Annotated in this window: 19 protein-coding genes and 1 tRNA gene; 9 read left to right on the top strand and 11 right to left on the bottom strand. The window is 68.6% G+C overall.

From position 1 onward, the window contains the following. The first annotated feature begins 366 nt into the window (after positions 1-366). Genes KGD83_RS28975 through KGD83_RS16055 form a run of 3 tightly spaced genes read left to right on the top strand, consistent with a single transcriptional unit; the run spans position 367 to position 5358 of the window. Positions 367-3540 carry an RHS repeat-associated core domain-containing protein gene (locus tag KGD83_RS28975; protein WP_256448782.1) on the top strand — a complete coding sequence of 1058 codons (3174 nt, stop codon included), beginning with the start codon at positions 367-369 and terminating at the stop codon, positions 3538-3540. 13 nt (positions 3541-3553) lie between these two features. Then, positions 3554-3970: a hypothetical protein gene (locus tag KGD83_RS16060; protein WP_212639979.1), complete on the top strand. Its 417-nt coding sequence runs from the start codon at positions 3554-3556 to the stop codon at positions 3968-3970. Between the two features lie 59 nt (positions 3971-4029). Beyond that, on the top strand, positions 4030-5358 hold the full coding sequence (locus tag KGD83_RS16055) for an FG-GAP-like repeat-containing protein (RefSeq protein WP_212639978.1): 1329 nt from the start codon (positions 4030-4032) through the stop codon (positions 5356-5358). Between the two features lie 258 nt (positions 5359-5616). Here KGD83_RS16055 and KGD83_RS16050 read toward each other — a convergent pair. Next, a tRNA-OTHER gene (locus tag KGD83_RS16050) sits at positions 5617-5697 on the bottom strand. Positions 5698-5934: 237 nt separating this feature from the next. On the opposite strand from KGD83_RS16050, the gene KGD83_RS16045 reads away from it, so the two are divergent. From KGD83_RS16045 to KGD83_RS16035, 3 genes are read left to right on the top strand one after another with little or no spacing between them, the layout of a single operon-like run. Further along, entirely contained in the window at positions 5935-6072 is a 138-nt protein-coding gene (locus KGD83_RS16045; RefSeq protein ID WP_212639977.1) for a hypothetical protein, read from the top strand. Positions 6073-6081: 9 nt separating this feature from the next. Beyond that, entirely contained in the window at positions 6082-6237 is a 156-nt protein-coding gene (locus KGD83_RS29255) for a YgjP-like metallopeptidase domain-containing protein (RefSeq protein ID WP_394358118.1), read from the top strand. A 1-nt stretch (position 6238) separates the two neighbouring features. Continuing rightward, positions 6239-8812, top strand: coding sequence for a DEAD/DEAH box helicase (locus KGD83_RS16035; RefSeq protein WP_212639975.1), 2574 nt, complete (start codon positions 6239-6241; stop codon positions 8810-8812). A 1839-nt stretch (positions 8813-10651) separates the two neighbouring features. Here KGD83_RS16035 and KGD83_RS16030 read toward each other — a convergent pair. The 6 genes from KGD83_RS16030 to KGD83_RS16005 all read right to left on the bottom strand — a co-directional run bounded on the left by KGD83_RS16030 (position 10652) and on the right by KGD83_RS16005 (position 19167). Then, positions 10652-13915, bottom strand: a complete 3264-nt coding sequence (locus tag KGD83_RS16030; RefSeq protein ID WP_212639974.1) for a hypothetical protein — start codon at positions 13913-13915, stop codon at positions 10652-10654. Positions 13916-14508: 593 nt separating this feature from the next. Then, positions 14509-15288: an MBL fold metallo-hydrolase gene (locus KGD83_RS16025; RefSeq protein ID WP_212639973.1), complete on the bottom strand. Its 780-nt coding sequence runs from the start codon at positions 15286-15288 to the stop codon at positions 14509-14511. Between the two features lie 102 nt (positions 15289-15390). Next, entirely contained in the window at positions 15391-16509 is a 1119-nt protein-coding gene (locus KGD83_RS16020) for an ABC transporter ATP-binding protein (RefSeq protein ID WP_212639972.1), read from the bottom strand. Then, the gene (locus KGD83_RS16015) at positions 16506-17267 is read right to left on the bottom strand and encodes an ABC transporter permease (RefSeq protein WP_212639971.1); all 762 of its coding nucleotides are present in this window, start codon (positions 17265-17267) and stop codon (positions 16506-16508) included. Before KGD83_RS16015 ends, KGD83_RS16020 begins: the two co-directional genes overlap by 4 nt. Then, on the bottom strand, positions 17264-18121 hold the full coding sequence (locus KGD83_RS16010; RefSeq protein ID WP_212639970.1) for an ABC transporter permease subunit: 858 nt from the start codon (positions 18119-18121) through the stop codon (positions 17264-17266). The genes KGD83_RS16015 and KGD83_RS16010 overlap by 4 nt, the downstream gene beginning before the upstream one ends. Continuing rightward, positions 18121-19167, bottom strand: coding sequence for an ABC transporter substrate-binding protein (locus KGD83_RS16005; protein ID WP_212639969.1), 1047 nt, complete (start codon positions 19165-19167; stop codon positions 18121-18123). Before KGD83_RS16005 ends, KGD83_RS16010 begins: the two co-directional genes overlap by 1 nt. A 218-nt stretch (positions 19168-19385) precedes the next feature. Here KGD83_RS16005 and KGD83_RS16000 point away from each other — a divergent pair, with 218 nt between their 5' ends. From KGD83_RS16000 to KGD83_RS15990, 3 genes are all read left to right on the top strand, one after another. After that, positions 19386-20396, top strand: coding sequence for a LacI family DNA-binding transcriptional regulator (locus KGD83_RS16000; protein WP_212639968.1), 1011 nt, complete (start codon positions 19386-19388; stop codon positions 20394-20396). Between the two features lie 690 nt (positions 20397-21086). Continuing rightward, the gene (locus tag KGD83_RS15995) at positions 21087-21494 is read left to right on the top strand and encodes a YciI family protein (protein WP_212639967.1); all 408 of its coding nucleotides are present in this window, start codon (positions 21087-21089) and stop codon (positions 21492-21494) included. Between the two features lie 6 nt (positions 21495-21500). After that, a complete protein-coding gene (locus KGD83_RS15990; protein ID WP_212639966.1) occupies positions 21501-22646 on the top strand; it encodes an RNA polymerase sigma factor in 1146 nt (381 codons plus the stop codon). A 96-nt stretch (positions 22647-22742) separates the two neighbouring features. Here KGD83_RS15990 and KGD83_RS15985 read toward each other — a convergent pair whose 3' ends face one another. The 4 genes from KGD83_RS15985 to KGD83_RS15970 form a co-directional block, all read right to left on the bottom strand. Beyond that, a complete protein-coding gene (locus KGD83_RS15985; RefSeq protein ID WP_212639965.1) occupies positions 22743-23519 on the bottom strand; it encodes a tyrosine-protein phosphatase in 777 nt (258 codons plus the stop codon). Positions 23520-23582: 63 nt separating this feature from the next. Then, on the bottom strand, positions 23583-23744 hold the full coding sequence (locus tag KGD83_RS15980) for a hypothetical protein (RefSeq protein ID WP_394358076.1): 162 nt from the start codon (positions 23742-23744) through the stop codon (positions 23583-23585). A gap of 97 nt (positions 23745-23841) precedes the next feature. Then, positions 23842-24597: a 3-oxoacyl-ACP reductase FabG gene (gene fabG / locus KGD83_RS15975; protein WP_212639964.1), complete on the bottom strand. Its 756-nt coding sequence runs from the start codon at positions 24595-24597 to the stop codon at positions 23842-23844. A gap of 200 nt (positions 24598-24797) precedes the next feature. After that, the gene (locus KGD83_RS15970) at positions 24798-25790 is read right to left on the bottom strand and encodes a LacI family DNA-binding transcriptional regulator (RefSeq protein WP_212639963.1); all 993 of its coding nucleotides are present in this window, start codon (positions 25788-25790) and stop codon (positions 24798-24800) included. Positions 25791-25900 lie beyond the last annotated feature (110 nt).

Raw genomic sequence — 25900 nt, 5'->3', positions numbered from 1 at the left:
CGGGGCCGGTTTCGGCCACCGAGCCCAGTGGGACTCAGGGACGGCATCTGGCGAAGGCAGCGCTCCGTTTCCGCGGGCGTGCGTGTTCACGTGCGTGAACGCGGTCACTTTCCGTTGCACCCGTGGTCAAACTTGCCGAAGGTCCCTCTCACCCAGGGTCACGCTCTTCACCCTGGGCTCATGGTGCTCGCGGGGTGGGGTTTCGTAACGTACCGGGTGCCTGAGCCCCCGGAGACGGTCCCCGCACCCCAGGGCCGTCATGTTCGGGTAGCACCCGTGCACGTCCCTACCCTGGGAGCGATTCCCCTCGTGAGAAGACACATCCCCTGGTCTTTGGCGGCCTGTACGGCCGCCTCTACCCTCCTTTTGGGGCTGCTGTCCGCGCCCCCGGCCCTGGCCGATACCGACCCCCACTCGCCTCGTGATCGCACCGTCGCCATCCCCGATACCTGGGAACCCGGTGAGGCCTCCACCGAGGCAGTGGGCCAGGACCCGCCCGCCGAGCCCTGGACACCGCCCGGAACCGACGACGGTGGGGCCGAGAACCGGCGCAGCCCGGACTGGTCCTGCTCCTCGGGCGGGGAGAACCTGGGTCTGGCCTCGTGGTATCCGATGGAGCGCCACCAGATCAGCGATCGCCTGGACGTGGACATCAACCTGGACAGCGGCAACGCTGTCATCCGCCACCGCGACATGACCATCCGCGGCACCGGTGTGCACATGGGTCTCAACAGCGTCTACAACTCCCGCGACCTCAACACCCAGTGGAAGCTCTCCTACGGGCGCGACATCGGGCTCAAGTTCGAGTCCGACCGGGTCGCCTTCCACGGCCCCACCGGATCGTGCGATGAGTTCATGGAGAACGGGGACGGTGAGTTCGACACCCCCGCCGGACTCAACGCCACCTTGACCGAGCTGTCCAACGGCCACTACGCGCTGACCTACACCCGTGGTGAATTCGCCGACGAGGTCTGGCACTTCGACGCTAACGGGTGGGCCATCACCCACGCCGACCGCAACGGCAACACCAACGACTTCCGCTACACCACCAATGGTGACCTGGCCGCGGTGAACGACTCCCAGGGCCGCACCACCTCCCTGTCCTGGGACGAGCACCGACCCACCCAGGTCACCGACCCCACCGGCGAGACCGCGGTGGCCTACACCTACGCCGACGACTCCACCCGCCACCCCAGCGGCCTGACCGACCGGGCCGGCAACGAGATCGCCTTCGGCTACACCGGCGGCTACCTCACCTCCATCACCGACGCCGAAGGCGCCACCTGGAAGCTGTCCTACGACGCCCAGGGCCGGGTGACCTCCTTCACCGAACCCCACGGCGAGAACGGCGCGACCTGGTCCTACGACCACGAAGACGGCCAGACCACCGTCACCGACCCGGGCGGCGGCGAGTCCACCCTGGAATTCGACGACTCCGGCCGCCAAACCTCGGCGACCGACCAGGTCGACAACACCCGCTCCCAAACCTGGACGGCCAACTCCGACATCGCCACCACCACCGACGCGTTGGAAGCCTCAGTCACCTACGACTACGACGACGCCAACAACCTCATCGGCACCGAACTGCCCACCGGAGCTTCAACGTCGGTCGGCTACGGCGACGCCATCAACCCGGCCAAACCCACCTCCTTCACCGGCCCGGACGGCAACGAGCTCTCCCTCACCTACGACGAGGCCGGGAACATGGTGCGGGCCCGCTCCGAGGCCGAGGACATCACGGTCGCCGCGATGAACTACCACCACAACGGCACCGTCTCCTCGGCCACCGACGCACGCGGCAACCGCACCACCTACTCCTACGACGACGTGGGCAACATGACCGGCATGTCCGAGCCGGGTCCCGTGGGTGAGACGTCCTACACCTACGACTCGCTGTCGCGCCTCACCTCGGTCACCGACGGCAACGGTGTGAGGTTGGAGTACGGCTACGACCGCCTGGACCGGGTCGTGTCCATCTCCCACGACGGCGATGTGTTGCAGGCCATCGAATACGACGGCAATGGCCGCCAGGTGGCGACCCACACCGACCAGGTCAGTGTGGAGTTCGCCTACGACGGCCGCGGCGACCTGCTCCAGAGCGTGCGCACCGACTCCAGCGGAAGCGAGACCACCGCCTACGCCTACGACACGGTCGGCAACCTGACCGCGTTCACCGAACACGGCAAGACCACGACCTACACCTACGACGCCGCGTTCCGGCTGACCTCACTGACCGACCACACCGGTGCCGAGACCACCTTCGACCACGACGAGAACAACCAGCGCACCAACACCACCCATCCCGACGGGGCCAGCGAGGACCGCGCCTACGACGACTCCGGGCGCCTGACCGCGATCACCACCACCGGCGCGGCCGAGCAGACCCTGTTGGAGGCCTCCTACTCCTGGACGACCAGCGAGGGCTCCGACAGCGACCAGTTGCAGTCCCGCACCATCGACGGTGAGACCGAGACCTTCACCTACGACGGCCTGGACCGCCTGACCAGCAACGGCCAGACCGACTACGCCTACGACGACGCCGGGAACCTGACCAGCGCGGACGGGGAGGACCTGGCCTACAACGACGCCGACCAGGTCACCGACGCCCGCGGCGAAGAGGTGGGCCACGACGAGGCCGGGAACATGACCTCCCGGGGCGGCCGGGTGCTGGAGTACAGCCTCACCAACCAGTTCCTGACCGCGGACGATGACGCGGACCTGGCCACCAGCATCAGCTACGACACCACCAACCAGACCCAGATGCGCGGCATCACCGACGTGCACGAGGGCGAGCGGGTCGACCGTCAGTTGTCCAACACCGCGCTCGGGGTCACCAACGTCGCCTCCGAGGGTGAGCGCACCAGCTTCGTGCGCGACGCCAACGGTGAGCTGATCTCGATGGTGGCCTGGGACGGACAGGAGCGGTTCCACTTCACCACCGACCACCAGAACACGGTGCTCGCCATCACCGCCGAGGGTTCCGAAGCCGAGAGCCCGGACGTGGTCTATGACTACACACCCTTCGGTGAGCGGTCCGTGGAAGCTTCCGGTCAGAGCGGGGCGGCGTCGTTGAACCCGTTCGGGTTCACGGGCGCCTACCAGTTCCAGGACGGGACGGTGCATCTGGGATACCGGTTCTATGACACGAACACGCTCAACTTCACCCAGCCGGATCCGTCCCGGCAGGAGATGAACAACTACGCCTACGGCATGGGCGACCCGATCAACAACACCGACCCACTCGGACTGATGTCGGCGGCGGCAGCCGGGGAACTCGGGTCACTTGCGGTGGGCTTCGCTGGAGCATCAGTGTTCGCAGCAGCATGTGCAGCGTCAGCAGGTGTGGCATGTGTTGTTGGAGGTGTGGTGTCAGGCGCTGTCTTTGGTGCTGTCGGAGGGGGAGTGGGCGCGCTAGCGGCGGGAGGTTCGCCAAGCCAAATTCGTAATTCCACACTCTCGGGAATGGCTGGTGGTGCTCTCACTGGCCCCTTGGCTCCTGGGCAGGGGCTTGTGGCCGGATCGGTCATGATGGTTTTCTGAGTCTTCCCTTGGGTTGCGTGACCTTGCTTTTGTGCTTCCCGGAAGGTTTGATGATCACTGCTTCGGGAAGCATGAAGCAAGAAATGGGGTTTCCAAGAATCCACTGCTTGGAAAATTTGAGCGCAAGGTGGTTTATTGTATGTCGCGTGAGTCGAAAGAAGATTTCATCTCTCGAGTTGCCAAAAGTGGCGCACTTCTTCCGATAGGGTATAAAAGTTTTCCCGAAAACCCCACGCGATCCGACTGGTGGGCGTTTATTGGAGGGCTTTCGATTCCCTTTTTGGGATTTTTGGCCATTGCGACATGGAGGGCTTGCTCGGGTGATATGGGCAGTGCGGTAGGGGCCGCTGTCGCTGGTGTTATATTCTTTCTGGTTTTCGTGGCCCCCAAAATAATTCTCCTGGTCCGCATCAAGAAAAAAGGAACGTGATGCGTCAAATCCCCCTATGTAATCGCAGAGCTGCTGTGATGCTCTCCTGCGCTGCACTCGTGGTTCCTCTGTCGGTCGGTGCTGCTCAGGCCAGCACCGCTCTTCCCAATGACGTGGACGGGGATGGTTACGCGGACCTGCTCGTCGGTGCCCCGGAAGGAGTGGGCGGCAACGGTGTACGCGGTGGCTACGTCGCGGTGGTCCCCGGTGGGTCGGGCGGTGTGGACACCGGTGCGGGCTCCCAAGTCGACCAGGACTCGACCGGTGTCCCCGGCACCCCGGAAGCGGGGGACCGGTTCGGTGAGGTGGTGCGCTCCGCCGACGTGGACGGGGACGGTTACGCCGACCTGATCGTGGCCGCCCCGGACGAGGACGTGGAGGAGCACACCGACGCCGGCCTGGTCCAGGTCGTCTTCGGCTCCGCGGACGGGCTGTCCGAGACCGCGATCGGTTTGCACTCGCCCCGCCAGGAGCGGGGCGACACCGGCTTCGGCCACGCTCTGGCGGTCGGTGACCTCGACGGCGACGGCTACGCCGACGCGGCCATCAGCGCCCGGGACCACATCGTGGTCCTGTCGGGCCGCGCCGACCTGAGCGAGGCCGACGACCCGTCGGTGAGCGCGTTCTCGGCCACTCCCAGCCCCGGCGACACCGTCCAGGCGCTGGAAGTCGCCGACATCGACGGCGACGGACATCTGGACCTGGTGGTCTCCAGCTCCCGCCAGAGCGAGGACGGGGCCGGGGACGTGTCGGTGTTCTCCGGTTCGGCCGACGGCCTGACCCCCCGACCGCTCAACGAGCCCCTCACCCTGGAGGACTCCACCGCAGTGATCGCGTCCGGAGACGTCAACGGTGACGGCTACGCCGACGTGGTGGCCGTCCCCGGTAGCGGTCATACCACCCAGGTCCTGGCGGGCTCGGTCGCTGGCCTGACCGAACGGGGCGCCGAACTGGACGAGGAACTGGGGTCGGACTCGGTCGCGGTGGGTGATATCGACAACGACGGCTACGCCGACATCGTGCTGGGCGATGCCACCGTGCAGGCCTCTGACGGCGGCGCTGACGCGGGCGGAGTAGGTGTGCTCTACGGCGGCCCCAACTGGTTGGACGGGCGCGAGTGGTCCCTGACCCAGGACTCCCCGGACGTGGCGGGGGTCTCCGAGGCCGGGGATGAGATGGGCGCGCAGGTGACCCTGATCGACGTCAACGGTGACGGGTACCGGGACCTGGTGGCGGGGGCGCCGGGGGAGAATGACGGCAACGGCGCCATCACCCTGCTCTACGCCAACGCCGACGGCCTGACCGGACAGGGCTCGCTGACCTTCGGCGGCGCCACCCTGGGCCTGGACGGGACCGAGGCTGAGTTCGGTCGGGGTCTGTCCCGGTAGGTGTCCATCGTCGGTGTGCGGTGGGCCGTGGTCCCGAACAGGGCCCGGCCCACCGCGCTAGTCGTGGTGGGTCGGAGGTACGCGAACACGCCCTTGACAGGGGGACCAAGGTCACGGGACGGCAAAGTGCTCCGCGAGGTGGGCGCCCACCTGAACTGGACCCTGCACTGGGGAGCACACGGGGAGCATTTCAGGCCCCGAACCAGACCCGACGCCTCGCCTGTTCGACTCACGCACCGCGTCTGAACTGGGGTTTTGTGGCGCACCCGGCAGGATTCGAACCTGCGACCATCGGATTAGAAGTCCGATTTTTTCGTGCCTCTACGTGCCACACGGTGCCATTTCATCCCTATCCATCCGATCACCGCCATCGTTTCGTGTCAAGAGGTGCCGCCCGGTGCCGTGTCAGTGCGGAACCGCGGAGCATAATCGGAGCACACATCGGCCCCTGGTGGCGTCCGATGGCACCTCGCGAGGACCTCGGTCGTCCATCGGCTTTCTCTGGCTGGCTGCTCCGAGGCGGCGTGAGTGCCCTCGTCGTTGCTTCATCCCGAGCAGCAACTCCGCCGGTGAGCCATGGGTTGGGCCTTCAAACTCAAGGTCAACCCCGGGCAGGTCCGCATCAAGCGTCTGCCTGGCAAGTGGGGTTCATACGCGCCGGACGGCCTCGTCACGCCCGCGGGCGACCTCACCGCCGAGGCCGAGGGGTTCTAGGACTACGTCATCGTCCACAAGCTTTTACACTTGCGGTACCGCAACCACGGTAAACAGTTCAAGGCCATGATGACCGCTCTGGTGCCGAACTGGCGTGAGTTCGACAAGCAGAGACAGCATGTGACGGAGAACGTCGGTCAGGGGCGACAAGAGATGGAAGGCTGACATGGCGTTTCAGGGCAAGACCAAGCGAGCGGTTCAGCAGTTTTCGTCACCGGAGGAGCTGTACCTCAGCGGGACGCTGCCGCGCACCACGGCCGCCGTTGACTCGCTGTGGTTGCACCAGGGCGACGTCGTCCGTGCTTACGCTGAGAACCACCAGAACACTCCCGACCTGGCACTCGAATTGCCGACGGGCACAGGCAAGACGTTGCCTGGTTTGCTCATCGGGGAGTGGGTGCGGCGTAAGGCAGAAGGCCCGGTCCTCTACGCCACGCCGACCAAGCAGCTCGCACGCCAGGTGGCGGCGACTGCCGAGCGTGAAGGAGTTCCGGTTGCTCTTCTTATTGGCAGCGCCAAGTACTGGGATGCCGCGGACGAGGCGTCAGTCGAGGGCGCCGAGGCGATCGGAATCACGACCTACAGCGCGATTTTCAACAGCAGCCCCAAGCTCCCCGAGCCTCGTCTCCTGATCTTCGATGACGCCCATGCTGGTGAGCAGTTCGTTGGCAATGAGTACGGCATCAACATCCGGCGCTACAAGGATGAGGAGGCCTACCTCAGCGTTCTCGAGGTGCTGAAGCCGTTCCTTTCGGAACTCCTCATCCAGCGACTCGAAGGCGAGCCCGACCCTGGCGCTCACCACCAGGTCCGCCTGATCCTACCCGCCGTTGACCCGGCAGCACTCACCAAGTTCGACGCGGCTCTGGCTGACTTGCCCATTCCCTACTCGTACAAGCTCGCCATGATCCGCTCGGGACTGGCGGGCTGCTGTGTCTACCTGTCGTACGGCGGGATCCAGATCCGTCCAATGATCCCGCCGACCTACGAGAACCACGTGTTCGCCCGCGCCAGGCAGCGCATCTACCTGTCGGCGACCCTCGGCTCGGGCGGCGAGCTGGAGCGAGCCTTCGGCCGGCGTGAGATCGTGCGAATGCCGCTCCCGACCAAGACACCTCCGCGCTCCGGCCGACGGCTGTTTGTCTTCCCGAACTTGGTCAGGGGTGGAGACGCAGCTGGGCTGACTAAGCGGATCATCGGCCTCACGGACAAGGCACTTGTCCTCAGCCAAGAGACGATTGCCAACACCGAGGCGGCGGCCAAGGCACTGGCTGGCGATGATGTCCCGGTCATGGGGCGCGACCACTTGGAGCAACAGGGTCTGGATGCTTTCGCCAAGGCTCCGACCGGTGTCCTCGGTCTGGCCAACCGCTACGACGGACTTGACCTGCCCGGCAACGCCTGTCGCATCGTCGTTCTTGGTGGGAAGCCGGACGCGGTCGGGCTGCAGGAGCGGTTTCTCAGCGAGCGGGCGGAGGCCAGCGCTGCCCTCGCTGAGCGCCTTCGGACCCGCATCGTGCAGGGGGCCGGTCGCTGCACCCGTGGCCCGAACGACTACGCCGTGGTAGTCGTGCTCGGATCAGACATTGTGAAGTACTTCTCTCGGCCTGAGAACCTCAAAGCGCTCGAACCTGAACTCCAGGCTGAGGTGGAGTTCGGTTGGCAAAACAGCAAGGGTGTTGACCCCGACGAGATCATCGAGAACGTCAAGATGTTCCTTGCGCACGACGCCGATTGGCGTGAGCAGGGTGAGCCAATGGTGGCTGAGTTCCGCCAGGAAGCGGTCAAGGCCGAACCTCCGGGTGTAGACGCCCTCGGCAAAGCCGCTGCACTGGAGGTCGAGGCGTGGCAGCTGGCCTTCAGCGGCGACTGGACCGGTGCGAGCGAAAAGCTCCAGAACGCGGTTCCTCACGTCGGCCCGGAGGCGACGCGCGGCTATCGGGGACTGCTGCTCTACATCTCTGGAGTGTGGCTCCACCTTGGGGCTCAGGACGAGACCCAGCGGTCCCGCGCCCGGCAACTCGTCCGGGACGCGGCTCTCGCAGCCAACCGTGGTACCTGGCTCAAGGAGATGCGAGAACTGCCTGGAGCCGAAGAAGTCCCGCTCGTCCCAGTGGACGTCGTCGCAGTGAACGCTATCGTGGCCCGCTTGCGCGGTCAGCTGAAGCCGAATCGCCTGAAGGAGGACCTCAAGGGGATGCAGGAGGCGCTCGCCCAGGGCGAGGCGACCAGGTATGAGCGCGGCCTGACGACGTTGGGGACGTTCCTTGGTGCCGAGGCTTCCAAACCTAAGGGTCAGGGCCGCTGCGACTCGGCCTGGGTGTGGGGTACCGCCATGTGGATGACCATCGAAGCCAAATCGGAGGAGCACGACGACGGCCTACTTCCGCTCAAGGACGTCCGCCAGGCCAATACCCAGCTCGACCAGCTGGCAGCAGACAGGGGGATGGACCATCCGCCAGCAGGTAGCCCGGCGATCATCGTGTCGGACAAGCTGTCGGTGGATCCGCAGCATGCGCCAGTGGCGACCTCGAGCGTCTACCTGACCTCAACAGGAGTCGTGCATGAGATTGCCAGCGACGTCGCCGTGGTCTGGGGAGACCTGCTCGCGACCGCTGCCGGGACCGCTTCCGAGCAGGCCCAGAGGCAGCGCGTCCGCTCGGTCATGACAGAGAACGGCTGCTTGCCGAGCCAGGTGATCGACCGGCTCAGTCAGAATCGGATCCGGCCGGGCGACTGAGTGACCGGAATAATTCAGCGCCCGCTCAGCCCGCAACGTAACCCTAAGCAATCCACTTGCCGTGACACCTCGATTTACATCAACCCGTTCCGTCGCCTTGCAGAGTTGGGTCGCCCTAGAGGAAAACCCATCTGTTTGGCTATCGCTTCGAACATGCGTAGTTCGTTTCGAAAGTCTCGGGGATACTTGAGTGCCAGATAGCGGGATTCCTTGAGGAGCTCTACCACGCGGTCATGTCGTTCTTCGTCTAGCGCTTCATGGATCCATTTCGAGTTGCGTTTAATGTGTGTGTCGACCTTTCCCTTCTTCATTGGAGGCTGGGGCTGGTTGTTCTTGTTTCCGCCAGGCTTGTGTCGAGGTCGGGTGTCCCACGTTGACCCTCCGGAAGTAAGCCGCGCCCTGTGGTTCTTGACCATTTGTAGATTTTCCTGCTCGTTATGGATGTCTGTCAACGATGCTGATGGGCGCCTTGAGCGCCTTGAGCGCCTTGAGCGCCTGGCCGCACTCGTGGCCGGACTGCCACCTTGGCTACTCCTCGGTTCCGGGAGGCCGAGCAGATCATGGTGCGGTGAACGATGAACCGTGAGAGGGACGACGTCCGGGGCGCTTTGCGGCTGCTGACCTGGGGCAGGGACATCGCACCGGGAACGCAGAATCTGAACGGGCTGGGCCTGCTGGTTGGCACCATTAGCCCTCCCGATGTCGGGATCGTGTTCGTGGGAGGGCTGAACGCGAGCGGAGTCCGGGCTGGGGAGGACCTCAACGACGGCTGAGCGCCTGGCGGTGCGGGCGCGGCGGTCCAGGTGGTCAACAACCACTACCGCGCCCCGTGTGGGGGACGTTGATGCAGGCCGGTCACATACATAGGGACGTGCACCGTGGCCGGGAGCCGGACGGGCGCTGATCGGGGGCAGGCAGCGTGTGCCCGCCCCCGGCCGGAGGAGCTGGGGCTCACCCGGACCCGGCGGAGGTCTCTGGGGGCGGTGGACGAGGCGCAACTCCTCCAACAACTGTCGGCTGCGCTCGTCGATGCGCGCAGTGGCCTACAGTCCTCCGTCCGGGGCGGTCCGCGGTGCGCCGCCGTGACGGCTCCGGTGCTCGGAGTGAGCGTCACGGCCGCGACGCTCACTTTCCTCGCGGCGCGTTCGATTGGTGGTGTCTGGCGCTGGTTTCGGCCAGACTGAAGCCATGGATCTCCGACGTGACACGTACCGTGACATCCGCGAACAGGCCTTCGACGTGATGACTTCAGTGATCTCAAAGATACGCACGTTTCCAGTCGAGGATAATTACTGGTTGCGTGACTTTCCTCATGGCTCGTGCTCCGTGGCATCCTTCGTTGTGGGTTCAATTCTCCGAGAACTCGGGTTTGGTGATTGGACCCTGATCTCGGGAACATGCGATCAGACGGAACCTGATCAAGGTTGGCCACTGACTCATGTTTGGCTAGAATTGCACGAGAATGGCAGAATTCTCTTATCCCTGGACGCGACGGCTGACCAGTTCTCGCAATGGGAGAGAGCGCCGTTCGTGGTTGAAGGTGGGTCGCCGCTAGCACAGCACTTCCGGCTGAATCGCCGGGAAACCTTGGTCAGTCGACCCTGGGAACGGATGGGTGATTCACTCCACCTTCTGCCGCTGGAGCATGTCCGTTGTTCCTTGCTCTCCAACAACGGGGAACACTCGGTGTGACCCTATTCTGGGGTCCGGTTCCCCTGCTCTGCACGACATCCTCCTCTGGTAACGTCACCGATCGCTATCACAGTGATGGTGATAAAACGCTCAATTCGACACTTATTTGGGCAAGGCCATCAATGTCTCGTTATGTTGAGTTGAAGCTCAGTCTCCGTAGGATTGCTCGATGGCCCCAGCATTGATCAGAGCACGTCGCAGGGTCTCGCGTTCAGCGGTCTGGCCAGCCGGGATGTGGGCGAACAGGTCGGCAGCGTGGCGGATGATCTCAGCTCGGCGGAAGCCGTTGATAGGTGCAGCACTAAGGGCGGCAGCGGCGATGCGTCGAGCCGCAGGGGAAGACGGGGAGCGGGCGGCACGTTCGGCTACCCGGTGTGGCGCCTCAAGACTCGTTAGCTGCGTCATGGTCCGGTCAGTCAATTCCAACCAAGTTTCCTCGTCGAGGGTGCTGGCGTAGGCAAAACGGCCAGCACCGCGCAGTGATTCAACGGGGAGGTGGGCGTCGAGAGCGGCGCGCCATACAGCGGCGGCTCGCGCTGGCCACTCGCCTGGCTCGGAGACGCGGATGATGCTCGTGGCAAGCCTGGAGAGCAGTGTGGAGATGGCTCGCGGTCCACGCTGCTGGTCGGCGAGGCCGATGAGGAACTCGTCCGTGGGGCCGAGAGGCTTGGCCTCATCTAGGAGGGCGCAGAAGGCTTTGTCAATGGCACCCCCGGCCTGTGGCACACACATCGCGTTCCACAATCCGATGCGGTCCAGCTGAGCGAGTAGGGCGTTGTCCCTCCGGCCTCGGGTGAGCCAGCTGCGCGCCGGCCGCCACTCAGAATCCAGGGACAGGAGGGCCGCTGCATAGTCAGTCACCCAGTGTGGGTCTGCCTGGTTCATCTGGCTGAGACGGAAACCGATCACGCTCAGCGCCTGATCGTCTGGCTCGCTGTTGAGCAGAGTCTCCAGTGTGGTCGTGACCGGCTCGGGAAGAACCGATCCGCTACGTGCTGACTGCTGAAAGCCCCATGCCATGAGCGAGAGCAGAGCGCTGCCGCCGGGTGTCTCCACAGCGTCGATCACAGGTGAGGTGGAGGACAAGCGAGGAGTGGTCCAATGATGGATAAGAGCGCGGAGCCAATCCACGGCATCCGTATCAACCGTTCCCAACGACCCGCCGGTATCCCATGCTCGGTGGAGGATGTTGCTGATGACACGTTCCAGGTACAACGCTCCGGGCGTCTGGTCCTGCAGTGGTGGCCGTACGGCGAATGCGGCCTTGACCACGGACGGCAGCAGTTCGGAGTTGAGCGAGCCGTTGTTCGCTGCGAGGTGAAGCGCATTGAAGTACGCGGCCTGCAGCATCGGACGGGCAGCGGCCGTCGCCACTGCGCCAGGGAAGGAAGCCCAGTTATCCGGCTCCTGGAAGACCAGTTCGCGTAGCAGGTCAACGCGCGCATCATCAGCATCCTCGTCGGCCCAGGACACGGGGGTGCGAACTAGTTCCTCAACAGCGGCGGTCGGCCCGTCGGCCTCGGCGCGTGCGGCGAAGGCAGAGAGCGACAACTCACCGTGGGCGTCCAGCCAATTCGTTGTCTTGACCACGGGCTCAGGGCGATCTGCAGGCGGCCCGTACTTTTCTTCCAGCACCCCCAACACCTGCTGCCAAGGGGCACACACGGTGTCGGGCAATACTGGGGCCAGGTCTCGAACGCTGCGCCAGGGACTGGGCACCGCTTCGGGGAAGCCCTCGAGCCATGCGCTGATCTCGTCCGTGGTGGGCGGTGTGCCCAGAGTTGCTGTAAGGGCCGCCTTGAGCCTGTCTCGTCGCTCTTCAGGACAGTGGGCGTTCAGGAGGGCAAGGAAGTCGGCGAGATCCTTATTTGGCCGTTTTCCGCCGCCCACCTGCTGTGCGGCAGCGATCGCCGCGTCCCACCATGCGTCCGTGGATACGGGTTGCTGACTGTCACAGGGGAACGATTCGGTCAGGTGCACCGCGACCAGCCGGGCCCGGTACGAGGAATCTGACAGTTTGTTGTATACCGCGCGCAGTCGCTGGTCGATCGGGACGGCGAGCCGGGCTTCGGCCAGAGCGAGATCGAGCACGGCCCGCATCAGCGTCAGCTTGGTGCCATGTGGGGGGTCGCCCAATGAAATCCCCCCTAAGTCATTGGTGACTTCGATGTCCCAGTGCGTTTCCTCACCATCGAGATAGTCGCTAAGGGTTCCTGCCAGAGCGGAGCGGGTGATCACGCCCAGCCGGTCCCCGTCGGTGCGCAGCCGACCGCCGGGATGGGCAGTTTCGATGAGTATTTGGACCAGTTGACTGGTTTCCCACTCCTCCTGCGCTGTGAACTCCCGTATCCGCAGGATGCGTTCAACGACTTGGACCCACTTCCCGGTCCGCTCAGCGAGTGGGATGTCTCGCGCCCAATCCCCAACGCGCAGCAGGACATACCTGTCCGGCTGTCGCCGCATGACCTCTGTCAGGAGTGTGCTCGCCGCCATGCCTGCTTCGCTTATCACAGTGACCACCTGTGACGTCGCGTCGGGCCCCTGCTGACAAATGGCGTCCAGGTGCGTCTCGGACCAGCTGCATATCCGCTCTGGCTGCTCGACCAGCAGACGCCGCAGATACGGTGCAGCCGACCACCGCCGCTCCTCGGGCAGTAGCCGATGCAGCGGCAGCAGCTCTAGCCACTGTTCGCTCACAGCTGCGCGGAAGAAGTATTCCCCCGCTCGGGGATCGGTTATCAGTGCGATCTCGCTTGCATCCTGCTGCGTTGGGGCCTCTAGTTGGGCCAGCTCACGTAGTCGGTCTGCCCGCTCTGGCAGTCCGAGGAAGAGTTGTTCCATGGCGGCGACTACATAGTTGAACTGGCGGTGTGTATCGTCGGCACTGCTGCTGGAGCCATGCAACACACGGGAAGCGGTGTTGTAGAAGGTGGTCCAGTTACGAGCGGCCTCCGTCTCGGCGAGCCCCATCTCGTGCCGGGTCTGTTCGAGCACCAAATGCCCGATCTGGCGGGTGCGGAACCCGCCCCGATTCTCTTGTTCAGCGCGCAGATTCTCGACCGCACTCACCAGAGCCTCGCGGTCCGCATCCGTCACTTCTGCTTGTTGCCGCCAGGCATCAGCCACGGCACCGGCCGCCTCAGTGACCGTGCGCCGAGCGCTCTGCAGCCCGGGAAAATTCTCCCCTGCGATGCTGAGGACACTGTCCAATGCGCCTCGCAGACACGACTGCGCCACCTCATAGGGAGTGTGGAAGTCAGTGGGACGGTTCAGTATCTGCGCGGCGTCCAGCAGCAGACTTGATGCCCGCTGCCCATTGGGGCCTTGGGCTTCCAAGGTTGAGGCGAGCTCGGGCTGGACAATCCACTGGGCCTTTGGGGCCTTGGTTGCCTCGATGCTGGGTTCAGACACTAGTCAACCCTAACCTCGAAGGTTGATTCGTGTCGGGCGTAATGAAGAGCCTGGTGTGTGCTGGGATCGCCTCCCGGCACTCCCGCGCAACAAGGCGGCTGTCGAAAGTGATGTTGGGTTCGGCCGGCATTGTGTCATCGAAGGTGGCACGGTAGGCGGTGCGGACGGCCTGGCTGGTGCTGCAGGACGTCGGGAGGACCCGGCGGCACGAGCGGGGGAGGGGGCATGAGCAGGGAGCTGGTCCCATCTCGGTCCCACCCTGGTCCCATCAGTGCGGCGGCTCCTCAAAGATGAGGTGACGAACCCCGTCTGACCTGGGTTTTTGTGGCGCACCCGGCAGGATTCGAACCTGCGACCATCGGATTAGAAGCTAGAGGCACGCGACGTCTTCGTCCGGGGCGCATCCCGCGCAGTGCTGTTGCCGCCCCTGGTGGCGTACCCGCGAGCCCTGCGCCGGGGCGTCCTTGTGAGGGACAGGGCAGGATGAGCAGTCCATGGCCTGGCCTGGGGCCAAAGCTGAGGACGGGACCGAGGGAACGCGGCAGACGGTGCGGCGGCGCCCCCCCGGACAACCTCAGCCCTGGACCGCCTCTTCAGAAGCGGCTGCCGGGCCTGGCTACGCTCACGGAGCCGGAGAACCCGCGGGCCGCGTGCAGGGCGCCCTCCTCCCACATGCCGGGGTCGGCGAAGTGGGTAAGGATCAGGTGGTCGACCCCCGCCTCGGCGGCCAGGTCACCAGCCATCGCGGCGGTGAGGTGTCCGTGGCCGGTCAGGGCCTGGTCGTCGGCCTCCAGGTAGGTCGACTCGCACACGAACAGGTCGGCCCCCTCGGCCGCGCGCACGACGGCATTGCAGTACCCCGTGTCGGAGGAGAAGGAGACCACCCTGCCGCCGTCGGGGTCCTCGAACCGCAGCGCCGCCGAGGGGACGCTGTGGTGGGCCCGGAAGGAGCGGAAGGAGGTTCCCGCCGCCTGGTAGCGGGTGGTCCCGTCCATGGCCATCTCCCTGGGCTCGAAGGACTGGGCGATGGGGCTGTTCATCGTGGGCAGCGTCGGGATGCCGAAGACCGCGTCGAAGGCGGACAGGCGCTCGGCCTCCCCCTCCGGGTAGTACAGGGGGATGCGCGGCAGGACCTCGGGGAAGGTCCACCGGTAGGCCCAGGCCATGAGGTCCAGGCTGTGGTCGGCGTGCAGGTGCGTCACCACGATCCCGCGCAGCCGGTCGAGTCCGTAGCGCGAGCGGTAGGCCAGCAGGGACCCCGGCCCGGCGTCGACCAGCAGGACGCCTTCATCGGTGTGCAGCAGGTAGCAGGAGGCGGGGCCCTCCGCGGTGGGCGCCGTGGCGTTGGAGCCGAGGATTTCGAGTTCGAGCATGGGTTCCTCCGTAAGTTGTTAGGCGGCCCAGGAGGGCCGGGTGGTTGCCTCGGGGCGGGGCCGAAGCGGTGCCCTCAGCGGGCGGGGCCGGAACGCCTGGTCTCAGGTCGAGGGGACGAGCAGGGTGGCGCGGCCGGGGACGACCGCCAACGACACGGAACGGCCGATCCGGGCGTCGGGCGGGACCCGAACGCCAAACACGCGGCCGTGCGCGTCGACCGTGAGGCGGACGGCGTCGCCGACGAACTCGGCGTGCGTGACCTGGGCGGTCACCGCGTGGGCGTCGTCGCGGTCGGTGACGGTGAGGCTGTCGTCTCGCAGGAGCAGGCGGGTGCGGCCGTGCCGGGTCGGCCCGGTCCGCAGGTCCGACGCGGGGATCCTCCACCGGCCGCCGAGCACCGCGGCCTCGCCCTGGGAGGGTTCGGCGTCCAGCAGGACCGCGGTGGCCAGGAAGTCAGCGACGAAGGCGTCGGCGGGGTCCTCCCAGAGTTCTCGAGGCGTCCCGAACTGCACCAGGGACCCCTCGCGCATCAGGGCGATCCGCGACCCCAGGGACAGGGCCTCGCGCTGGTCGTGCGTGACGATCAGCGTGGCGCACCCCGAGGAGGAGAGCATGGCGGACAGCTCCCGGCGCAGGCCGCCCCGCAGCTGCGGGTCCAGGGCCGCCAGGGGCTCGTCCAGGAGCAGGACGTCCGGCTCGACGGCCAGTGCCCGGGCCAGGGCCACGCGCTGGCGCTGGCCGCCGGAGAGCTGGTCGGGCCGCCGCTCCGCGAGTTCGGTGAGCTGGGTCAGCTCCAGCATCTCGGCCACCCGGCGGCGCCTGCGGTTGGCCGGGAGCCGCCGGGCGCGCAGGCCGTAGGCGATGTTGCCCGCCACGCTCAGGTGCGGGAACACCGCGTAGTTCTGCGGGACCAGGCCCACGCCCCGGCGGGCCGGGTCCAGGTGCGTGATGTCGCGTCCGCCCAGGCCGATGCCTCCTGCGGCGACCGGGGTGAGTCCGGCGACCGCGCGCAGGGTGCTGCTCTTGCCGCAGCCGGAGGGGCCCACGACGGCTACGGTCTCGTCGGGCAGCACCTCCATGGACACCCCGCGGACGGCCTCAGTGTCGCCGTAGCGGATGGTCAGGTCGGACACGGTGAGGCCGGACGCGCGTGTGGCGGCGTCGGGCGCGGGAGCGGCGGGGTCGGACGCGCGGGTCCCGGGTTCACGGAGATCGGTCACGGAGTGCTCCTCAGGGCGTGCCGCCGGGCCAGCACGATGGCCGTCAGCACCGGGGCGACGAAGGCGATGAAGACGATCGACTGCGCGGACGCGGGTTCGAGCCTCTGGGTGGAGTAGGAGTCGAACAGGGCGAACGGCACGGTGGGTGTGGCGGGCGGGTTGACGAAGAAGGAGATGTTGAACTCGCCGAAGGACAGGGCGAAGACCATCGTCATCGCCTGGGTGAGGGCGATGAGGCAGCCGGGGACGGTCACCGTGGCCAGCACCCTGGCCGGTCCGGCCCCCAGGCTGCGGGCGACCTGCTCGTTGAGGCGCAGGTCGTCGTCGGCCAGCGCGGGCACCAGGGCGGCCAGGGTGAAGGGCAGGGTGAACACGACGTGGCCCATGACCAGCAGGATCCCGCTGGGGCGCAGCGCCGAGTAGGCGCTCACCAGGGCGACGCTCAACGCGATGCCCGGCACGGCCAGGGGCACGTTGACCAGGTACCCCGTCAGCCGGGTCAGCGGCGAGGGGTGACGGGCCACCCACCAGGCCAGCGGACCGCCCAGGGCGAGGTTGAGCACCACCACCAGCGCCGCCACGGCCAGGCTGCGGCCGATGACGGGGGCCAGCGGGGGCCAGGCGTAGGCGAACCAGTCCAGCGTGAAACCGCCGCCCCAGGGGCCCTGGGAGAAGTCGACGCTGGTGGCCACCACCAGGGTCGCCAGGATCGGGACGAGGACGAAGGCGCAGACCGCCCAGGTGACGAGGCGGTTCACGAGGCCACCGCCCGTCCGACCAGGCGGCCCAGACCGCGGCCGAGCACCAGCGCGGCGACGGCCATGGCCGCCAGCAGCACCGCCAGGGTGGAGGAGGCGGCCAGGCGGTAGCCGGTGGTCAGTTCGTTGGCGACGTTGAGCGGGAGCAGGCGGATCCCCTCCGAGAGCGTGGCGACCGTGCCGTACCCGCCCAGGGCGATCGCCGCCGCAGTGCCCCCGGTCTCGATGAGCGCGGGCAGCAGCAGGGGCAGGGTGACCGTGAACAGCACCCGCACCCTGGAGGCGCCCAGGGTGCGGGCGCTCTCGGTGATCGAGGGCGCCAGTCCGGCCGCGGCGGCGCGCAGCGGCCCCAGGACCCGGGGCAGCGAGAAGTAGACGTAGGCCACGAGCAGGCCGGGCAGGGTGTAGGCCAGTCCCGCGAAGCCCTCCCACAGCGGCGCGAGCAGCCCGGTCCTGCCGTTGAGCACGATCGCGAAGAACCCGATGATGATGCCGGGCAGGGCGATCGGCAGGGTGAGCAGGGCGTCGGTGGCGGCCCCGCCGCCCCCGGCGCGCTCCTGCCGAGCCTGGTGCAGGACGACGGGGACGGCGATCACGAGCGTGGCCAGGACCGCCACCCCGGCGACCAGCGCCGACGCGGCCAGCGACTCGCGCACGGCCGCCGAGGACAGGGCGTCGGCGTAGTGCTCCAGGGTGGGGCCCCCGTCGGCCGGTGACCGGCCCAGGCCCAGGGAGTTGGCCGCCAGCACCGCGACCGGGTAGGCGCTGAACAGGCAGACGAGGGCGAGCGCCGGGAGCGCCGCGGACCACGGAGGCGGCGCGGTGCGGCGCACGCGCGCGGTACCGGGGGACACTAGAAGCCGACCTCGCTCTGGTACAGGTCGATGAACTCCTGCTGCCGCTCGCCCTGTTCTAGGTAGTCGATGGTGATCGCGCGCTCGTAGTCGGACTCGGGCAGGACCTGGTCGGCGAGCTCCTCGGGCATTTGGCCGACCACCGGGCGCATGTAGCCGTCCGCGAAGAGGCCCTGGCCCCGCTCGGAGAAGTAGAAGTCCAGCAGTTCCCTGCCGTTCTCGGCGTTGGGGGCGCCCTCGACCAGGCCGACGATGTAGGGGATCTGCAGCGAGCCCTCCTCGGGGATGACCACGCTGACGTCGGCTCCCTCGTCGCGGAGCTTGTAGCCGTTGAAGTCGGTGTCGATGAGGATGGGGATCTCACCTTGTGCGACCTTGGCGGTGGCGGTCTGCGCCGAGGTGGAGGCGCCGTTCTCCTTCAGTTCGTCCAGGTAGTCCAGGCCGGGCTGCCAGTCGGACAGGTCGCCGCCGAGCGCGTGGTTGACCGCCGTCGCGGCGGAGTAGCCCACGGCCGCCTGGGTGGGGTCGAGGTAGCCGACCTTGCCCTCGTAGGCGGGGTCGAGGAGGTCCTCCCAGCTGCTGGGCACGGGCGCGCCGTCCAGGTGGTCCTCGTTGACGATGAAGGCGATGGTGCCGGTGTGGACGGCGGTCCAGTTCCCGTCGGGGTCGCGCAGGTCCTCGGGGACCTCCTCCGCGCCCTCGGGTACGTAGGACTGCAGGACCCCGGCCTCCACGAGCTGTCCGGCGAAGGCGATGCCGGTGTAGGCGACGTCGGCGACGGGCGCGCCCTTCTCGGCCTGGAGCGCGGCCAGGGCCTGGCCGGAGTTCTTCGGGTCGTTGGGGGCCTGGATCCCGGTCCGCTCGGTGAAGGCGGCCAGGACCTCGCCGTAGTTGCCCCACTCGGCGGGGGAGTTGTAGGTGATGACGGTGCCGCCGTCGCCGGTGGCCGCGGTCTGGGGCAGGTCGGCGTTGCCGCAGGCGGTCAGGGCGAGGACGGAGGCGATCGCGGCGGCGCTGAGGACGCCGCGTCCGCGGGTGAGGGTCATGGGGACTCCGGGGTCGGGTCTGCGGTGCCCGCCGGACACCGCTGTGCGGAAGTGCGTGATTAAACGATTAATCAGTGCGGTGACCTGTTGTTTCGCAAACGGTGACCGGAGACCGAACACCGGTGGAACAGCGTCCCGCGCCATCGACCCGCCGGTGCCCGCCCCGAACGGGCGCACGGTACTTTCGAGTCCACGGCCACAGTCCCCCGAGGAGAGCCATGCCGGAACCGACCAAGCGCGCGACCCTGCGGGACGTCGCGGCCGGTGCGGGCGTCTCGGTCGCCCAGGCCAGCTTCGCCCTCAACGGCACCGGCCGCGTGGCCGCCGCGACCGCAGAGCGGGTCCGCCGGATCGCCGCGGAACTCGACTACCAGGCCGACGGCCGGGCCCGGGCGCTGCGCACCGGCCGCCGTTCCGCCTACGGCGTGGTGATCCGCAACATGCGCAACCCCTTCTTCCTGGACGTGCTGCGCGGCATGGAGACCGTCGCGCACCGCGAGGGGGCGCTCCTGCTGATCATGAGCTCGGACTACGACCGGGAGCGGGAGAGCGCCGCGCTGCGCAGGCTCGCCGCCGAGGCGGTCGCCGGGATCGCCATCGCGCCCATCGGGCGGCGAGACCGCCTCCTGGAGTGGATGGACCGCCACTCCCACGTCCCGGTGGTGGCCTTCAACTGCACACCCGAACCCGACCGGGAGGGCACCGCCGGCCGCCTGTCCACGGTCGGCCCCGACGACGAGGAGGCCGTCGCCCGGGCCGTGGCGCACCTGGCGGAGCGGGGCCACCGCGAGGCCGTGCTCCTGATGGCCCCCGAGCACCTGGCCGCCGACTGGGGGCGCGAGGAGGCCTTCCACCGCCACTGCGCTCAGCACGGGATGACCGCGTCGGTGGCGCGCGGCCCCCTGGACTACGAGGCGGTGGCCCGCAGGTCCGCGGAGATGATGGCGCGCCCCGGGCACCGCGCCCTGATCGTCAACTCCGACCACCTGAGCGCCGCCGTCTACGACGCCGCCCGCTCCCTGGGCCTGCGCGTGGGGCGCGACGTCAGCGTGGTCGGCCACGACGACCTGCCCACCTCGGCCCTGCTGGACCCCGGCCTGACCACGATCGCCGTGGAGCGCGAGGTACTGGGGGAGCGGATCATGGGCCTGCTCGTGGAGGGGCCCGGCACCGCCGTGCGGCTGCCCGTGCGTCTGGTGGAGCGGGGGTCGGTCGCGGTCCTGGCGTGAGGCCGCCGCCCGCGCCCTTCCGACGGCTTCCCGTCCCCCCCGCCGTCCGTGCCCTCCCGACGTCGCCGACCGTCGTTCCCCGGGCGGTGACGGCGTCCGAGGCCTGCCCGGCCGAACGATCGCTCCCGAGGCGGCCGAACTCCCGAAGCTCTCCCGGCCGCGGCTGACAGCGTGGCCGACGCGGTGCCGACAGCCGTGGCGCGCTGTCGGGGAAGGACCCTGCCAGCCGGGGGGAGGGCCGCTGTTCGCCGTGTTCAGGGTGTTCGGCGGGTGTTCGCCAGGGTGTTCGGCTAAGCGTGCGAACAGGGTGGGCGGCGCTGACAGGGCAGGTCAGGGACGGTTTCGGGTGTTCGTTCTGACTCCCCGACGCAGAGCGTTTCTCCGTCCGCTGTCCGTGCGGGTGAGGGGGTGGGGATCACGGCCCGAGGCGTTCCCTCCGGTGGACGAGACCGGTCCCTCCGAAGGTGAGGCCCACGTCGTCGGACGCACGCGACGCGAAGCGGCTTCCCGCACCCCTCCGCGGTCCTGCGGCACAGTGGAGGAAGCGGACACCGTGAAATCCGTCGGAAAAAGTCGCCGCGGGATGTCGAGAACCCGCGCGCGGCTCCGTCCCCGGAGTGAACACGGCCCGCGACGGGCCGCACCGCACCCGGCCCGCACGGGCCACGAGAGCGATCCACGGAGGACATCATGGCCAAGTACCTGCTGCTCAAGCACTACCGGGGCGCACCCGCACCGGTCAACGACGTGCCCATGGACCAGTGGACGCCGGAGGAGGTCTCGGCCCACGTGCGCTACATGCGGGACTTCGCCGACCGGCTGGAGGGCACCGGCGAGTTCGTCGACGGCCAGGCGCTCTCCCCGGAGGGCGCGTTCGTCCGCTACGACGGCGAGGGGCGGCCGCCGGTCACCGACGGCCCGTTCGCCGAGACCAAGGACCTGATCGCCGGCTGGATGGTGATCGACGTCGAGAACTACGAGCGGGCGGTCGAACTGGCCGGGGAGCTGTCGGCGGCGCCCGGGGCGGGCGGGAAGCCGATCCACGAGTGGCTGGAGGTGCGCCCGTTCCTGACCGCGCCCCCGACCATCACGGAGTGACACACCATGGATGAGGCCCTTCTGCGGACCCTCACCCCCACCGTGATCGCCGTCCTCGGCCGCCGCGGAGCGGACTTCGCCGCGGCCGAGGACGCCGTGCAGGAAGCCCTGGTCGAGGCCGTGCGCGTGTGGCCGGACCACCCGCCGCACGATCCCCGGGGCTGGCTGGTCACGGTGGCCTGGCGCAAGTTCCTCGACGCCGCCCGCGCCGACACCTCCCGACGGCACCGCGAGGTACGCGTCGAGGCCGAACCCGCGCCCGGTCCGGGCGAGGCGGTGGACGATACGCTCCGGCTGTACTTCCTGTGCGCGCACCCGTCCCTGACACCGGCCTCGGCCGTGGCGCTCACGCTGCGCGCGGTCGGCGGCCTGACCACGCGTCAGATCGCGCGGGCCTACCTCGTGCCGGAGGCGACCATGGCCCAGCGCATCAGCAGGGCCAAGCGGACCGTCTCGGGCGTCCGGTTCGACCGGCCCGGCGACGTCGCCACCGTGCTGCGGGTGCTCTACCTGGTCTTCAACGAGGGCTACTCCGGAGACGTCGACCTCGCCGGTGAGGCGATCCGGCTCACCCGCCAGCTGGCGGCCGGAACCGACCACGAGGAGGTCGCGGGACTGCTCGCGCTCATGCTTTCGCACCACGCCCGGCGCCCGGCGCGGACCGGACCCGACGGCGGGCTGGTGCCCCTCGCCGAGCAGGACCGCGGCCTGTGGGACACCCGCATGATCGCCGAGGGCGTCGGCGTGCTCCAGGCGGCCCTGGCCCGCGACCGCTTGGGCGAGTACCAGGCCCAGGCCGCGATCGCCGCCCTGCACGCCGACGCCCGGACGGCCGAGGAGACCGACTGGGCGCAGATCGTCGAGTGGTACGACGAGCTGGTGCGCCTCACCGACAGCCCCGTGGCCCGCCTCAACCGGGCCGTCGCGGTCGGTGAGGCGGACGGTCCGCGGGCGGGTCTGGCCGCCCTGGCGGAGGTGGACCCCTCCGTGCCCCGGCACAGCGCCGCCGCCGCGTACCTGCACGAGCGCGACGGCGACCAGGCCGGTGCGGCGCGGCTCTACGCCGAGGCCGCCCGGTCGGCGCCCAACCTGCCCGAACGCGACCACCTCACGCGGCAGGCCGCACGGCTCAACGCGCGGCTGCGCGGTTGAGCGCGGACCGGGGCATGCTGGGGCGTGTACCGACCGGGCGGGGAGGCCCGCCCAACCCGCCGATCGGTCGGCCGGACTACCGTGCGAAGGCGGTGGTCAGTCCAGCAGCCGTTTCCGGAGGGCGGTCAGGTCCTCCTCCGCGACCCCCGCCGACAACAGGTAGGCGTGTGCGTCCAGCCCGCGCAGGGCGTCCAGGACGGTCTCGCGCAGGGTCAGGCCGCGCTCGGACAGCACGGCCTCGATCACGGGGCCCTGGTCCGGTCGCCCCATCGCGGCGAAGAGCGGGACGAGCTCGGTCGTGGACAGCTCGTAGTCGTCGGCGATCGCGTCGGCTCCGACGTCGGCCAGGGCGAGCAGCAGCAGGGCGACCAGGCCGGTGCGGTCGCGTCCGGCTCCGCAGTGGAACAGGACGCCGCCCGGCCCGGCCTGGGCCAGGGCGGTGACCACCGCGGCGCAGCGTTCGGCCTTGCGGTCCAGGAAGGGGCGGTAGTAGAGCGGGCTCCCGTTCAGCCGTCGGCGGTTGACCTCCTGCCAGAACCCGACGTCCTCGACGTGGTCCAGGGCCACCTCCAGGCGCGTCATCCCCGCGGGCAGGGGAGCCGGGTCCTCCTCCGCGGGGAAGGCGGCGGACCCGCCCCGGCTCGTGGGGCCCTCACCCGGAGCCGGACGGATCTCGTCCGGGTTGCGCAGGTCCACGACGGTGCGCACACCCGCGTCGTAGGCGGTACGCCAGCCCCTGTCGGTGACGAAGCGCGGGTCGGCGGAGCGGATGAGGGCGCCCCGGCGGACGCTCCGGCCGTGCCGGTTCGTGAGGCCGCCGAGGTCGCGGGTGTTGAAGAAGCCTTCCCAGGTGATCCTTCTGCTGTCGCTCATGGACGAAGGGGTACTTCACCTGACGGAGGAAGAAAAGTCCCTTGGTCCCTTGCCGGGCGGTGGTCAGGCGGTCGGCGAGGAGGCCCCCGAGACCGCGATGCGGTCAGCGAGCTGCTCGGCGGCGCTGCGGGGCTCGCGGCCGAGCAGTTCGGTCAGCAGCGGGTGGTGTCCCGCGTAGTACCCGTCGCGGGCGGCCCGCGACATCATGAACGTCAGCCCGACCACGTGTTCCGGGACGCCGGGCGCGCCCGGGCGATCATATGAATCTACGGCGTAAAGGCCATGGTCCTCGACACCCAGCTCCATCCGAACCCGGCGTTTCTCAGCCCAGAACGCCGAAGGCCTGCCCGTCCTCGGGCAGCACCTGGCCCCCGTCGACCACGATGCTCTGCCCGGTGATGAAGGAGGCGCCGGGCCCGGCCAGGAACAGGCAGGCCGCGGCGATGTCCTCGACCTCGCCGATGCGGCCGAGGGGGATCACCGCGCGCATGCGCTCCAGGTAGTCCGGCCCCAACTCCTCCAGGCCCTCGGTGCGCACGTTGCCGGGCAGCACCGCGTTGACGGTGATGCCCCGGGGCGCGAGCTCCAGGGCGGCGCTGCGCATGAATCCCAGCTGGGCGGCCTTTGTGGCGCCGTAGTGGGACCAGCCCGCGTATCCGGTCAGCGGTCCGGTGATGGAGGAGGTGATCACCACCCGCCCCCTTCCGGAGGCGGTCAGGGCCTCCACCGCGGCGCGCACCGTCAGCACGGTGCCCTTGAGGTTGGTGTCCACGACCCGGTCGAGTTCGCCGGGCTCCATCGACACCAGCGGGGACGAGGGGAAGATCCCGGCGTTGGCGCAGACCACGTCCAGGCCGCCGGTGCGCCGTACGGCCTGCTCCACGACGCGTTCGCAGTCGTCGGCCCTGGCCACGTCGCCGACCACCCACTCCGCCCCCGGGACGCCCCGGGCGGCCTCGCGCGTCCGGGCCTCGTCGCGGCCGACGATCACCACCCGGTCCCCGGCCTCGGCGAATCCTCGGGCGATACCGAGCCCGATGCCCCGGGTCCCGCCGGTCACCAGAACTGATCTGTCCACGGTCGGCTCCCGCCCTTCGGTCGAACGCTGCTCCGTCCCGTCCAGGATTCCGTACGGGGGCGCGCTCTCACCCGGTTTTCCGGTGATCGGACGAGGGCTGTGCGCTGATCTCCTTCGGCGGGGGCCTGGCGCTTGCGGAGGCGCCCCGCCGTTAGGGCTGGTGGACCCGGCCGGTGAACGCCGGGCAGCCGGACCCCGCGTCAGCCGCGTGCCGCTCGCGGCGGCGCGAGGGAGTCGGTGATGCGCACCTCTGTGGGCAGCCTGCGCCCCCGCGGGCGGGCCCCCGCGGGCCCGTCGACCAGCTCGACCAGGGCCGACACCGCCGCACGGCCCAGCTCGTCCGCCGGTGCCAGCACCGCCGAGATCGGCGGTCCCGGCAGGTCGGCCAGGGCGATGTCGTCGGCCGCGGCCACACTGATGTCCTCGGGCACCCGCACCCCCATGCGGCCGAACTCGAACATCGCTCCCAGCAGCAACAGGCTGTTGTAGACCAGCATCGCCGTGCAGCCCGAGTCCACGATCTCCCGCGCCGCCGCGGCCCCCTCGGCGAAGGCCGGTCGCACGGGCCCGAAGACCCGCACCCGCAGCCGGGACCGGGCGGCGTGCTCCACCAGTTCCTCGCGCCTGCGCCGGTCCATCCACGAACTGGGCGGCCCCGCCAGGTAGGCGACGTCGCGGTGACCCAGCTCCACCAGGCGGTCGTAGACGGTGCCCAGGCCGCCGGGGGTGTCCACCGTGAACGAGGTCAGTCCGGGTACGCGGCGGTTGATGACCACCAGAGGCTTGCGCCGGTGCGCCTCCTTCAGGTCGGCGGCCGAACCCACCGGTGACTGGAGCGCGAACCCGTCCACCTGGCTCTCCAGCTCGCCGAGCACCTCGGCCTCGCGGGCCGCGTCGCCCCCGGTGACGGCGATGATCACCCGGCGCCCGCTCCTGCCCGCCAGCTCCTGCGCGGCGGTGGCGGTGGTGGAGTAGAAGGGGTTGTCCAGGTCGGGGACGAGCAGGGCGAAGAAACCGCTGCGGCCCGTGGTCAGCGCCCGCGCGGCCGGGTTGGCCCGAAACCCCAGCCTTTCCGCGGCGGCGCGCACCCTGAGCAGGGTGGGCTCGGAGACCATGGACGGCCGCGACAGGGCCCGCGAAACGGTGGACGCCGACACGCCGGCCTCCCTGGCCACGTCGTCCAGACTCGCCATTGCAGCTCCTCACACCCCGTGGTGCCCCCTGTCACACTCGCGACCCGGGGGTTGGCTCATGTCCCCGACACAGGCTACGGTGTGCAAGCGCTTGTGCAAGCGCTTGCAGA

Origin of the sequence: Nocardiopsis akebiae (assembly GCF_018316795.1) — a bacterium.
Classification (GTDB): domain Bacteria; phylum Actinomycetota; class Actinomycetes; order Streptosporangiales; family Streptosporangiaceae; genus Nocardiopsis; species Nocardiopsis dassonvillei.
Note: the sequence above shows the minus strand (reverse complement) of the source record. Positions and strands in the feature narration are given on the sequence as shown.